At 32.5% G+C, this 14,204-nt stretch carries 12 protein-coding genes and 1 pseudogene; 2 read left to right on the forward strand and 11 right to left on the reverse strand.

The window, feature by feature from the left end; translation table 11 throughout:
• From A9G42_RS09375 to A9G42_RS13950, 9 genes are all read right to left on the reverse strand, one after another.
• On the reverse strand, nucleotides 1–1,124 hold a 1,124-nt coding region (locus A9G42_RS09375; RefSeq protein WP_065653280.1), incomplete at its 3' end, for a hypothetical protein.
• An 18-nt stretch (nucleotides 1,125–1,142) separates the two neighbouring features.
• Nucleotides 1,143–2,513, reverse strand: a complete 1,371-nt coding sequence (locus A9G42_RS09380; RefSeq protein WP_176700821.1) for a type II and III secretion system protein family protein — start codon at nucleotides 2,511–2,513, stop codon at nucleotides 1,143–1,145.
• Nucleotides 2,514–2,575: 62 nt separating this feature from the next.
• Nucleotides 2,576–3,448 (reverse strand): hypothetical protein, encoded by an 873-nt coding sequence (locus A9G42_RS09385; RefSeq protein ID WP_065653281.1) that lies wholly within the window; start codon nucleotides 3,446–3,448, stop codon nucleotides 2,576–2,578.
• A 46-nt stretch (nucleotides 3,449–3,494) separates the two neighbouring features.
• Nucleotides 3,495–4,907 (reverse strand): tetratricopeptide repeat protein, encoded by a 1,413-nt coding sequence (locus tag A9G42_RS09390; protein WP_065587830.1) that lies wholly within the window; start codon nucleotides 4,905–4,907, stop codon nucleotides 3,495–3,497.
• Nucleotides 4,908–4,920: 13 nt separating this feature from the next.
• Entirely contained in the window at nucleotides 4,921–5,781 is an 861-nt protein-coding gene (locus tag A9G42_RS09395; protein ID WP_179854638.1) for a type II secretion system F family protein, read from the reverse strand.
• A 15-nt stretch (nucleotides 5,782–5,796) separates the two neighbouring features.
• Nucleotides 5,797–6,726: a type II secretion system F family protein gene (locus A9G42_RS09400; RefSeq protein ID WP_065587832.1), complete on the reverse strand. Its 930-nt coding sequence runs from the start codon at nucleotides 6,724–6,726 to the stop codon at nucleotides 5,797–5,799.
• Nucleotides 6,723–8,030 carry a CpaF family protein gene (locus A9G42_RS09405; RefSeq protein ID WP_065587833.1) on the reverse strand — a complete coding sequence of 436 codons (1,308 nt, stop codon included), beginning with the start codon at nucleotides 8,028–8,030 and terminating at the stop codon, nucleotides 6,723–6,725. Before A9G42_RS09405 ends, A9G42_RS09400 begins: the two co-directional genes overlap by 4 nt.
• A 205-nt stretch (nucleotides 8,031–8,235) precedes the next feature.
• Nucleotides 8,236–8,457 carry a Flp family type IVb pilin gene (locus A9G42_RS09410; RefSeq protein WP_065653282.1) on the reverse strand — a complete coding sequence of 74 codons (222 nt, stop codon included), beginning with the start codon at nucleotides 8,455–8,457 and terminating at the stop codon, nucleotides 8,236–8,238.
• 406 nt (nucleotides 8,458–8,863) lie between these two features.
• Nucleotides 8,864–9,022: a hypothetical protein gene (locus A9G42_RS13950; protein ID WP_179854637.1), complete on the reverse strand. Its 159-nt coding sequence runs from the start codon at nucleotides 9,020–9,022 to the stop codon at nucleotides 8,864–8,866.
• On the opposite strand from A9G42_RS13950, the pseudogene A9G42_RS14345 reads away from it, so the two are divergent.
• Nucleotides 8,961–9,501 (forward strand): annotated as a pseudogene (locus A9G42_RS14345) (transposase); the annotation flags it as partial. The gene A9G42_RS13950 and the pseudogene A9G42_RS14345 sit on opposite strands and share 62 nt — an antisense overlap.
• Before the next feature lie 44 nt (nucleotides 9,502–9,545).
• Here A9G42_RS14345 and A9G42_RS09415 read toward each other — a convergent pair.
• The gene (locus A9G42_RS09415) at nucleotides 9,546–9,767 is read right to left on the reverse strand and encodes a Flp family type IVb pilin (RefSeq protein ID WP_065589129.1); all 222 of its coding nucleotides are present in this window, start codon (nucleotides 9,765–9,767) and stop codon (nucleotides 9,546–9,548) included.
• 222 nt (nucleotides 9,768–9,989) lie between these two features.
• Between A9G42_RS09415 and A9G42_RS09420 the strand changes: the two genes are divergently transcribed.
• Nucleotides 9,990–11,603, forward strand: coding sequence for a sulfatase-like hydrolase/transferase (locus A9G42_RS09420; RefSeq protein WP_082212104.1), 1,614 nt, complete (start codon nucleotides 9,990–9,992; stop codon nucleotides 11,601–11,603).
• Nucleotides 11,604–11,833: 230 nt separating this feature from the next.
• On the opposite strand, the gene pbpC is transcribed toward A9G42_RS09420, so the two are convergent.
• Nucleotides 11,834–14,131, reverse strand: a complete 2,298-nt coding sequence (gene pbpC / locus A9G42_RS09425; protein ID WP_065653283.1) for a penicillin-binding protein 1C — start codon at nucleotides 14,129–14,131, stop codon at nucleotides 11,834–11,836.
• Nucleotides 14,132–14,204 lie beyond the last annotated feature (73 nt).

Below are 14,204 nucleotides of genomic sequence, written 5' to 3' on the forward strand. Positions count from 1 at the left end.
GACTTATTTTTTTGAATTTTCTTATTCCCAATAATAGCTGAAGAGATTTCTTTTATTTCACTACTATTAGCAGCCTTTTTAAAGTTACTTATCTTTGATATATATTTACGCTTAAAGTCGATACTGCGTTCTAAAAACTCTTCAATATCGTCATCACGTAAAGCATTTTTTTTATCATAGAAAGAATTGTCATTTAAACAAATTAAAAATCGCTTATTTAGAAATTCTGGTTTTTGAGCAGTACTCCGTGAAATTTCCTCTAATATCTTTTTAGCAACTTTAATTGAATAAGGATCTCGATTTATTACAATAAATATAATATTAGAAATAGTAATAATATCATCAAGGTGCTTAAATGAAGATGATAATCCCATATTTTGATCAATAAATGTAATATTAAATTGTCCAGAATTAAGTTCATCATATTCCCAAGAACTATCACTATTTTCTACTTTTACTTGTAAAGCACTCTCAACATTAGTCAATGAGCCATCTTGAGGTATAGGCATTTCAAACAAAAAATCAGCATTAGGGCTTGTTGTTGCACCTTGAATATAAAGTAGAGGATAATTAGTTAATTTACTAATATTTTTTAGTATATGAACCACTAATGACGATGTACCAATTCCACCTTTACAGCCTAAAAATGTAACAATACTACCCACTCTTTTACTTGAACCTGGTGGAGTTAAGCTTCTTGAATTTAAAATAGAGGGGATCTTCTCTAATTGGCTGCTTTCTAATAAAAAATGTATCCCTTTTTTTAACAAAAATTCAGAAAACTGGATTGAATCATAACTGCCTATAAGTATTGTTGATGCTTGAATAGGTATACAGCGGTTGATATTTTCTGATAATAGTTCTGCATCGTCTTCATCTTTAATATCTAAAATAACTACTTCATACTTATTCCAACGAGGATCTTCTTTCAACTCGGATAATTCTAATGGGATAACCTCCATGCTCAATACATTATAAAGAAATAACACAGAACGAATCTTTTCAATCAATTCACTTCTTTTACTTAAAATTGCGACTTGAAAACCAGATATACGTCCAACAACAAATTCTTGTGAAGAATCGTTTGATCCATTTGTATCTTTTTTATTACCAAATAATTGCATAAGAATTCCAATAACCTTTTATTCAATAAAGCCCATATCGTTAATAAATTTTTGACTTTCGTTAGACACAGGTACAGTTTTACGTCTTTGTTTATCAATGTTATTTTTAATATTGAAGAAGCCATTAATCACATCAGTACGATCCAAAATTGGTAACTCTACTCCATCAAAACTATTATTCGATGTCACTAAGTTAACTGTCGCAAATACAACCATTTCCGTTTTACCACGAGTTGTTGTTGCACTACGAGCTATTGCACCTAAAATAGGAATCTCACTAATAAAAGGAAGCCGAGACAATTGTTCTTCATCTTGTTCGTTAATTAATCCAGCAATAACAAAACTATCTCCATTAGATAAGTCGATAGTTGAGCTTGCTCTTCGAGTTGATAACGTTGGGATATTATAGTTATTAAACGCATATGAACCAGAAACTGAGCTGACTTCATTATCAATAAATAGCCTAATACGCTTATCATTATTAACTTTAGTGCTAATATTTAATTTAATACCATACTCTTTATAGGTAATATTTGCATCACCATCTTTATTCTTAGTTACAATGGGTATTTCACCACCGACTAAAAATGAGGCACTTTCACCTGATAGAACCGACAAATTGGGTTGCGCTAAAACTTTAGCTAAATGATCATTTTTAATTGCCCTAATCACTGTAGTAATATTGTGGATATCAAATCCTTTTTTCAGCCCTAATAATGTGAACTCTCCTACACCATTCATAGCCGAACCACCAGCCATCATGCTGTCCAAAGTTAAACTTTGCCATTCAATACCTAATGAATCAGTAAATTCTTTACTAACCTCAACAAAGGTTAGTTTCACATTAACCTGATATTCTTCAATTACTCTAATATTATCAATAATATTGCTATAAATATAATGATCCTGAAACGATAGATCCGGCTTAACTGATACATCTCCTGACGCCTCTGTTCGAATTCGCTCGGAATTTTGCCCAACAAGTGAACCCACAACTGTAATAATTTTATTTTTTGTTGTACTATCAGGCGTGGTTCCGTTTAGTACATAGACAAATCGTCCACTAGGATCTCCATTATCATAACGATCTATTGTCACGCTACTATTTGGGAAGTTTTGAGCTAACCTATACGTGATTTGAGACAAAAGTGGATCAACATTAATAGTATCATTAATGATAATATTGTTTGCATCATCATAAACTATCAAACTGGTTCTACCATTTGATTTTCCATATATAATTAATGATTTGCCCTCAATGACCTCATAATTTGCTACAGTATCTTGACTAATGAACACTGTACCTACATTATCAGGTAAAACAATTGTTTTACTTTGCCCAACTTGTAAATTATGAATATTAGCAAAAGCTAATGGAGAAATTCCCATAAATAATAAGCAAAAGAGAAGCTTAATTTTATGTATAATTGATCTAATTTTTATTAGCATTCTTAGTTACCTTTGAGCAAATTAATCCGTTTCTGTTTCTCTAAAAAGATATCTTTATCAGATAGTGGCCATTTCTTTTCTTTATCACTTAACGAACGTAGTCCATCTTCAACATTTTTTTTGTAAATACTCGGGTATATCATAATTTTAGAGTTCGTCATTAATGTTCTTAGCAATTTTATTTCTTGATTAGAAAGCTCTAGTTGAATTTGCCCTGTATCATTTTTTTGGAAATTTGGATCAAATTCATCGCCTAAATCAATATAGAGGATTTTCTTGCCAACAATAATTGGTTTTATACGATTTTTAGCAAAATCATTACTTGGCGAAACCAACTTTCCCTCTTCATTGTTATTACGAGTGCGCACTGTTTCATCAGAATAAAATATATAAAGATCAACAAGGTCACCACTTTTCAAATTCTTCGTTAAATAAAAATCCATCTTTTCTAATTTAAATGGAAACATATAATTCCCTTCCTTTAATGCTAAAAGTAGGTAATCAGGCGAATTAGGTGAAGCAATAAAACTACGTTCAATAAAAGAATCTTTCGCAATATGGTTCTTAGCGACATAAGCATCAATTTCCGCCGAATCAGTTATATATTTCGACTTTTCACTGCTGTCTTTGTCAACTTCTATCGACTTAAAATAATAATCATCTTTAGTTAATATCGTTTTCTTATTGATAGTATGTTTTGCAAAAGCAACCGATATCATCTCTGTCTTTGGTAGCTCTATTTTAGGTTCTTCTGCTACAGCCTGCTGCTCAACTGGACTTTCAACAACAGCAGGAGGAGAAGACTTTGTAAATAATAATGCTAGTCCAACAACTAACATTAATACATATAAAATAATTAACTTCTTATCTTTCATGCAAACTCCATATAGTACCCAATATTTATCGTTGTCTCAGTTGCATTCATTTATTTTCTAAATAAAAATCAAATGCAAAACAATGAGCCTTCCCTTTTGAATTCAGACCTGCATAAAAATCTTTCACTCTTGAATTTTGTTTAGTTTTTATATTTAAAACTAATGTCTTTTCAGCCGTCAACGTTCCTGTGACGTTAGAAAAATCTCGTTCACTATGCGAAATTCGGTTAATAATATAATTTATACCCGCTGCTGGCAATGTGACCTTATAAAATGATAATTTGAACTCTGTTGGAGAAATTTTTTCAATTAAGTATTCATTCTTATTTAATTGACTTACAGTTTCGATAGTAATTCGGCTAAATTTGTCATGCTCACCAGAACGAACTGCTAAAATAGTTGATTTAGTTGCTGGTTGCTTTGCTTGATCATTTTGTTTAGAAACGCTAGAATCGTTGGCCTTTTCTGGTTTTGAATAAATCGCACTAGAATCTACCGGCTTGTCTGTAGCCGTTTCTAATTTAGTCATATTAGATAATTTAGCACGCAAGGTCGAACTTTCTACATTCTCCGATTTAATCCCTTTTTCTGATTTTACAATTATCTCTTTTTCAGATATCTGTTTTGATGCTATTCTTTCAGTTGTATATTTCTTTTGATTCTCAGCTTGTCCAGATGTAATTTCATTAAATTTGATAGCTTTATTGGGTTCAATTTGTTTTAATTCTTGAATTAATATTTCTGGATCATTAGATAATTTATGCGCTATGCAAAATGACTTAGCTAGTTGCATTTTATTCAATTTTACCAACGTATAAAGTAAATTATGAAGAATGGTTTGATCACGGTATCCTTTTGTATATAGAATATTTAGATGCTTATAGGCTTCATTATATTCTTTATTCAAAATTGATAACATGGCCAAATTATTTGTGACTTTATTTTCATCATAAAAATTTTCTCTAGCTAAATTAAACGAATAAAGCGCAGCATCATATTGCCGTTTTTTCAATAAAATAACACCTTTTATATTATAAGCTTCTCCATTTTTACCATTGATTGCAATCGCTTTATCTAAATATGTTAACGCCGTATCATTATTACCAAGCCTAGACTCAACATGACCGTATAAAACAAAAACGCTTTCGTTATTAGTTTTATTTAAAACCGGTGTTAAAACCCTTTTTGCTGCATCGAAATCATTAGAAAGGTAGTAGATCCGAGCAAGCTTATACCTTGTATCTACGGTATCAAAACGTTGTAAACGTTGTTTATAAAGCTCAATTAAACCGCCATAATTTTTTGTTGTTTCATGAATGTAGATTTTCTGTTGTTCATTTAAATCATATTTTAAAGTGCTATTTTGACACCCAGTGACAAAAAATAATACAGAGCACACCACAATATATTTCGTTTTTATTAACTCTATCGGCTTACAGCATATTGAAAAGCAATTCATTATCTCTAAATCCTTATCTATTACTTAATGTTGACACAATATTCATAACAACAGGTCCTGCAATGATAACAAGAACAGGTGCAAGGAAAAAAACCATCATAGGTACTGTCATCTTAGCTGCAATAGCCGCAATTCTTTCTTCTATCGTTAATTTTTGCATCTCTCTAATTTCTGCTGATAACTCTAATAAAGCCTCATAAATTGAGTTACCATAACTGATACTTCTTCTTAAAGTCACACAAAACATTCTAATCTCTTTACAAGGTACTTCTCGCTGAATCAAATCAATAGAAAGTTCTATACCATTCACATCCATCATTAAACAAGCTCTTTCTAAAATAGCGGCCACATCACTATTGATTGGCTTTACTCTGATGCTTAAATACCGAAAACCATTTTCAACAGTCATGCCTGATCTAACCATAATTGCCATCATATCGATAATCAATGGTAAATCGCGGGAAACTTTTCTGATTCTCTTTTCTGTCTGCCTTTTTACTAGCCTATCTGGTAGAATAATAACTACAATAATAATTACCAACAAAGCAATTAGCAACACACTTGAACTAAGTTCAATAAACGAAAAAAGTTGGTTAAACAAATAGAATAGCGAAAAAATAATAATGACTGAGTACACTTTCCAATTGTTTTTCTCTTGAAACTGACGTAAAAAACTGAGGCTTAAACTATTTTTAGCAGCAATTTTTTCAAAAGCAGTATCTTTTTGGTTTACATGTTTTTTTGGCGTTTTCTTTTCTTTATTTTCGCTGTTCAAAAGCAAGCTAATTTTTTCTTTTCGTTGATATAACCAATAGGAACTAAATAGCTCGCTACAACCAAAGTAAATTAAAAAAATTGGAATTAATATATGCAATAAACTATCCATAATTTAAATAATCTTATTAATCATACCATTAATTATCAAAAAACCTATAACTACACTAGCTACAACATAATATAAAAGATAGTGACCAATGGCTGTATCAACTAAATAGTTGTAGTGTGTTTCTGAAATTCCTTTAAGTGCAAAAATAAAGCCAAAAGGCATGCAACCTAAAATTTTGATTGACATCCTTAATTCAGCAGTTTTACCATCTCGAGTTTTAGTAAGGATGCGATTATTTGTTAACATTTTTGCTAATCGATTAAAAATTTCTTTTAATTCACCGCCACTATCAAGATTAACCATTATAGTTAAAATAAAAAAATAATATTCTGGAAACGGAAGTCGCTGGTAGGAATTAAATAAGACACTTTCAGCACTTTCGCCAAGTTCTAGTCGGCTATCAATTTCCTTCATTATTTTACCAACAATTCCATCAATAGAGTTTCCACATACTTTAAACCCTGTTGTCACGGCATAGCCAGACGACACAACACCAGAAAAAGCGTTTAACGCTTCTGGAAATGTTTCGTAAAACTTTTTTGAAATCTGTTTTTTCTTAAAGAAAATAATGGCAACAATTGTAGCAATAAAGCTAGCAGGAATTACTATGTAATTGCCATAGCCGATATATCGTTGATTCAAAAATATGCCCGCAATAATACCAACTAAAATATATACAATCAATCTAGCTTTCGATTGCTCTATCATTAGTATTGCATAATAAGATTTAATTATTATTTTTAGATCCAAAGCTATTTGAGCAAAAAAAGATCTTTTTCGTTTAGTTAATCGTTCTTCAACTAAACTAACTAAAGACGAATTTTTTTTGACCTCGACTCTATAGAAAGCTTGTAATCTTTCTCGACGATTGCGCAACGAAAAAATATTCGTAACACCAACAAGAACGAGTACAATTGAAAGAACGATTATCATGTTGTAATCCCCATCGCAGTAAACATAAGCTTTTCTAAAATTTCTGACATTTCGTAATATTGGGCGCCTTCATAAAGCGCAGAGCGTTTCACCAATCCATTACAGATAAATTCACCTTGAATCTTACCTTGATCATTTCTTTCATCGCTGATCTGGAATTTAAAAACATCGTGTGTGACAATATTACCAGACTCTACACCAAGAACTTCAGTGATGCTCATTACTTTACGCTGCCCATCTGGAAGACGTGAAACTTGAATAATAAAATTGACTGAAGAACTGATATAACTTTTAATGGCAATCATGGGTAATTCAGATTGAGCCATAATAATCATACTTTCTAGCCGAGATAACGCATCTTTAGCGGTATTAGCATGCAGTGTTGACATTGAACCATTGTGACCAGTATTCATAGCTTGAAGCATTTCAAATGCCTCTTCCCCGCGACATTCCCCTACGATAATTCGATCTGGACGCATACGCAATGCATTAACCAATAGATCTCTCATAGTTACTCTTCCTCGACCATCATCGCTACCGGTTTTGGTTTCCAGTCTAAGAACATGGTCTTGTTGTAACCTTAACTCCGCAGCATCTTCCAGTGTAATAGTACGTTCATGCTCGCCAATAAATCCAGATAATGCATTAAGCATTGTTGTTTTACCTGAACCAGTACCACCCGAAACAATAATATTCATTCGGCAACGCGCTGCAATAACTAAAAAGTTTGCCATATGCTCATTTAAAGAACCAAACTTTATTAAATCATGGAATGTTCGACGGCCAGTACCAAATTTACGAATTGACATGGATGTGCCATCAATGGCAACGGGAGGAATAACAACATTAAGACGACTACCATCAGGCATACGTGAGTCAACTAAAGGGTGTGATTCATCGATATTTTTGCCAACTTTATTAACTAAACGCCTTGCAATATCAAGAAGCTGGCGTTCGTTGATAAAAAACTTATCAGATTTACTAAGAATTCCTCCGCGCTCAACATAAATACTATAAGGACCATTTACTAAAATATCATTAACTGCTTCATCTTTCATCAACGAATCGATAGGACCATAGCCAACAATTTCGTCGCAAATCATATTTGCCAGCACACTTGATTCATCTGCCGTAATACTGACACCACCAGAATTAACAATATTTCTGATTACAGACTGAACTTCACGGAGAACCTGATTCGGATCACTCTTCAACTGCTCAATCAATTCAAGGTCAAGAACCTGAAATACTAAATCACGAACTTCACCCCACTCATTAGAAAACTTAAACGCTTCATTAACCATGCTATACTTTCATTATTATTGTTATTGTAATAGTAGTAAAGTAGCCAACTACTTTGACTACTTTTATCTTATTATTGCGAAGATAATCCTAACGGATTATCCCCGAACAGTATGACTAAGTTGTATATAACCATACAGTAGAATATGAATTATTAATAATCATCATCCACTAAAATAAATTAATACACTTTAGTTCGTAATTAACCTAGGAAGTAATAGTAGTTGTTAGTTTTTCCTTCAGAGAACTAAATACATTACTCAACATTTCTTTTACAGGACCGCTGTCTTTATTAAAGATAACTAATACTACTGCCGCAACACCAGCTGCAACGATAGCATATTCAATCGCTGTAACACCTTTTTCGTTTTTAACAAATTTGCCTACAAAATTTCTAGTTTGAGCACGAAGTGCTGATAAATACATCATAGTTTTCTCCTTTAAATATTTCTTACATTTCTTTTATTTTAAAATATCGCTTTCTAACCAGAAAGTGGGTGTATAATATACCCAATTATCTTTTTTTCCAAGATGGTAAATAAAAAATAATTGATGATAATTTATTATTAACCATAGAAATAAAAATCAATTGTTTGATTTTTTAGCGTATTTTTTCACAAAAATGTTTTTTATCAAAAATTAAATGAGAAAATTATTTTTTATTAGCAGGATTCCCTCGAATTGCTTGCACATTTTAGCTAAAATAAAATTCAGGTATCTCATAAGGTGTAACAGAATTTAAACCTTTATTTGGTATAATTGTATGGTAAAAGTTAATAAAATAACCGAGGTTGGCTTGTCAACTAATTGCATCGATAAATGCTTCTTGTTCATGCTACGTTTCCATTAATGTACTTATTACTCGTTCAACTTTACCATTGGGTTGGAGACGGGCGGTTTTAGTCAACTTTTGATTGATTTTATTGGCTTGGCAAAGCTTATTAATCGCTTGTGTTGATGGCTTGGTTGGTTTCCCTGAAGCGATGAATACCATTTACTCACAAACAGCGGCTCAACTTTGCGTTATTCATTAATATTCGTCATTCAATTATGTATGTTGCATCTAAACATCACAAAGTCTTTATGAGTGATTTGAAACTTGTCTACAAGGCAATGCCTCGGATGCGACAATTGATGCGTTAGATGAACTTGAGTGAAAATGGAGCGATGAATATCCAATAATCATCCAGTCGTGGTGCCGTAAATGGAATAATTTATCGGCTTATTTCCACTATCCTGAGGCTATTCGTAAGGTGATTTATACTACGAATGCTATTGAGTCTATTCATCGATAATTTCGCAAATTAGCAAAGATCAAAAACGGTTTTCCTAATGAAAATAATTTGCTCAAACTGTTGTATTTGAGTTTGCAAAATACGGATGAAAAATGGACAATGCCAAGCCAAAATTAGAATTTAGCATTGTCACGATGATATTTTTCCTAATCGTCTTGATAAGGTGCTCTCTTTGTGAATTAAACTGACACAGAATTATGAACGGCCTCATACTGGATATTATTACCAACTACCAATCACTTCTAATCGATTTTTTATCGATGAAAATATACCATCAAACAAATCATACATAATCGTCCCCGATCTTCCTTGAAAGATAATTAATACGGTTGCCGCAATACCCGCCGAAATAATGGCATATTCAATTGCTGATACAGCTTCTTTATTTTTGATAAATTGCGTAAAAAAATCTCTAATCTGCGTATTAGCTACAAGCAAAAACATTATTTTCTCCTTTAATATTATTTATTTGTATATACTTATATATAGAATACGTTGATATTAGTAACAAATAAAGTATATTATTTAACAATAAATAACATATAATTATAATTTTCGTCATCCGCCTTGTTTATATGAAAAATTTCATATAAAAATTACTTTGTTATAAGAACAATCGTTTACTTGCCACATTAATTAATAATAAAAAGGAATAAAAAATAAATTATGAAAACATGTAAAATTATAAAAAATAATCAATGGCTAATTTTATTGCTAGTTTACACTGTTCTTAGTGCTATTTGGGCTTATATCGTTATAATAAAAACTGATACCTTGTATAATAAACCTGTTTTTGGAAAAACTTTATTTTATATAGATTGGATAACAACACTATGTTTTATAGTACTTGTGCATATAGGCGTCTATAGTCGCCATTATTTTATTGTTGGGATTAGTACACTATTTCTATTCCTATTTTTATCCGAAATTAGTTACTTCATTTATTATGGAGAAGTAATATCAACAGGCGTGCTTGATTCTATTATAGATACGACTTCTAATGAAGTTTTCTCAATGTCTAAACAAATTTTAATTATAATAGGTCCCGCATTTATCGCAACAACTCTTATTTTATTTATTTTTAGAAAAATAATTACTGCTAAATTTAAATCCATTATCCCCTTCTTCTTTTATATAATCGTTTATATAATCGCTTTATTTATTGTTACTGTTATAACAACAGATTCATCTTTAAATAATGACATTAAACGTGGTTATTATAAAGGAAGTGCAACCCTACTTCGTTTTACTCACCCTGTTGTTGTGGGTAACTTATCCTATCTTTTAGCTAGTTTTGCATCAACAAATATCTATTCTAGTACAAATGAAATTGAAAAATTTAATGAAGCTATTCTTTTACCACCCAATAAAACCGATAACGACTTAGTAGTATTAATTATGGGAGAATCCTCATTAGTAACTCGATACAGCACCTATGGTTACCATAAACAAACTACACCGTTTATGACCAATATTTTTAGTCAAAATGGTGCTTGTATTATTCAAAATAGCCACTCGGCAGCCGCTTTTACAAGAGATTCGTTACCATTAACGCTTTCGTTTAATATTCCAGAAAGTGATGATAATTTATTTAATAATAAGTCGATTATTGAAATGGCTAAATTCAATCATTACAAAACCTATTGGCTAGCCTCACCTCTTCAAGGGATTAAAGATTCATTTGAAACTAAATACGGTTTTATTGCACGTAAGAGCGATGTTATCACTTTTGGTGAAGGCAGGCACGATATTCATTTAAGTGAGTTATTAGAAAAAGCACTTCAACAAGACAATTCACCGAAAAAATTCATTTTCGTACATTTGCGAGGAAGTCATCAACCTTATGAAAATTATGATGAAATTGATAAGCAAGCTTTACCTGATGCTGAAAAATATGATCTGACCATCCATCATACAGATCGTACAGTGAAAGCATTGTATGATGTTATTAACAAATATAGCGATAATTATACCTTAATTTATACCTCGGATCATGGCGAAATCGTTAATGTTGGGCATGGTGTAAACAACACAAATGTTGACCAATTTTTAATTCCGTTTATGTTTATATCAACAAATGATCGTTATAACTGTCAATTTATAGAGTCGTTTCGAAACCCAACTGGTTATTTAAGTGGGTTGATGAATAAATATATTTTATCTAATCTTTTAGGGTACAATGTTGATCAAACTACTCTGAACAAAGAAAAAAATAATGATCGTGTTTTTATGCCTGATGGTAGCGTTATGCCTTTTTTAAAATTTTATAATAATGATTAGGTTTTATTATAATTTTTCATCAATAAATTGCGATATCTAATATAAATTTTACAATACAAAAATAAAGGGGGCATTTGTAAAATGTGATGGAAGAAAAGATCAATTAACAATATGCTCCTTTAAATATTTTACTCTGACGCCTGTAACTATACTGAGTAATACAGTGAATAGCGCTAGCAAATTCTACAAATAATGTTTTCCTAATAGCCATAAGTTTACTTTCTATATGATTAATCGAAAGTAAATGCCATTCGCACAATTTGCCCACTCTGATCTAACAATAAAAGGTTATGTAAGCCTTTTTGAGTGATAGTTAAAGATGCTTTTTGCTCGTTATGGGTGTGCGCAATGAGTTCGCCATCTAAAAACCACCATTTATCACCATTGCCACCTTGTGGTGTTAAATCAATGGTGACATCTTTTTGCCCTGGTAGGCGTTTTACCAATTGTTTATCGCGCAATCCGATAATATTCAGTGGCGAAAAGGTATCTTTACCAAGAATGGGGCAATTTTTATCAACCTCAGGGAGTCTTGATTGTCGGCGCTCTTTAGGTAATAACCAATTTTCTAATGCTATTGGCCAAAGTGCAATCTGTTTTTTATGCGCATTGTTACAATCTGCTGATACTCGTTTTCCTTTATCATTTACCCAAATAGTCGCCCAGCCTGAGCGATAGATGTTATTATTAAGCGATGCAAGAGTATCAAGCGTTGGCGGTACCATGTTATTTAATATCCAAGCACTTTTTTGACGATGGCAGTTTTCATCAGTTATAGGCAGTATTTGCCCTGATGGCCAGCAAATTTTGTGTAAGGTAACGGTTACTGGTTTGGTCACCACGGGTAATGGACGATTCAATCGCCGTTCTTTATTTAATAATAGCGTGTTAACCTGTCGCAAAATTGGCACCGCTGTGATAGCACCATATTGGCCAACAACGGGGGTACCATCTGGGCGGCCAACCCAAATACCAATTAAATAGCGAGGATTGATACCAATTGCCCAAGCGTCACGATAGCCATAACTAGTCCCTGTTTTATAGGCAAGTTGTTGGTTATTAATTAACATTTGCCTTGTGATCCATGCACTTCCATCACTAATAAATGGTTTACTTAACAGTGGTTCGATTTGCGTAAATCGTAAAGGACTGACTTGTCCATGACGTGCAAAGGCACTATATGCGCTAACTAAATTATCCATTCTTAACGATGCGCCTCCTAATATATATGAAATATTAGGATTATTACCAGTAGATACAAGGGATAAACCAATGTCCACAAGGTTACCGGTAAATCTTTTAGGACCATAGTGTTCAATTAGTTGAACCGCTGGTAGGTTTAGCGAATTTTTTAGCGCTTCTGAAGCACTTACAGGACCATAAAAGCTCTTATCAAAATTAGTAGGAAGGTAATCAGAGTTAATTCGAGGCGTATCTTGTAATAATGATTCAGAATGAATCATGCCATCATCAATCGCTAATGCATAAATAAAAGGCTTTAATGTTGATCCTGGTGAACGTAGTGCACTGATCATGTCAACCTGACCAAATCGTTCTTTATCATTAAAATCAGCTGAGCCAACATAACCTTTTACAGTCATATCGGTATGATCGACAACTAAAATAGCAAGTGAAGTTTTAGGTGGTAACTGGTTTTTTCGATTTCTAGCAATATCTTCAAGATTATATTGAAGAGATAGATCAATATTTGAATGAATAATGTCAATATTAGGGTATTGTTGACTGAGTCTACGAGCTAATAAAGGCGCAAGCTGTGGCTTTTTACGTGGATAAACCCAGACTTCTTCTTTTTGAACTTGCTTTATCATATCGGGCGACCATATTTGGTATTGAGACAATCTTGTTAGAACTTTATCTCGAGCTTTTTTGGCTCTTTCAGGGTATCTATCTGGGCGCAAACGACTAGGAGCTTGAGGCAATATAGCTAATAAGACACTTTCGCTACGCGTTAATGCTTTTGGTGCTTTACCAAAATATGACCAACTGGCAGCACCTAAACCTTCAATTGTGCCACCAAATGGTGCGTGGTTAATATATAAAGTTAAAATTTCATCTTTTTTGAAGTGCAACTCAAGTTGTAGCGTTCGAAACATTTGTTTCAGCTTACCTATCATGGTGCGATCGTGAGGGTAAAGCAGCCTTGCAACCTGCATTGAAATAGTACTACCACCTGAAATAATTTTTTTATTGGTAATATTTTGCCAAGCTGCGCGCAGTAATGATGCTAGGTTAACGCCAAAATGATGATAAAAATAGCGATCTTCATAATTTAATAAAGCATCAAGATAATCATTGGGCACTTCATCTAATTTGATAGGATATCGCCACACACCGTTTTCGTCAGCAAATCGCCAAAGCGGAGTGCCATCTTGTGCAAGAATTGTTTGTGTGTTTTTTTGTTTTGCTATTGATATTGGAAACAAGCAATCGGCAACAAAAAAAATACCAACTAATAGTAGGATTACAAAAAGCAATAAAGCCAGAATTTTTAGCAGGCGCTTTTTCATTTTTGTCAAAAAGCCTCAAAAAATCTATGGTTCAATATAAAATGGTGCCGCTAACTTTCGTTAGCGGATCATC

Source organism: Gilliamella sp. Nev6-6 (assembly GCF_001690605.1).
Classification (GTDB): domain Bacteria; phylum Pseudomonadota; class Gammaproteobacteria; order Enterobacterales; family Orbaceae; genus Gilliamella; species Gilliamella apicola_C.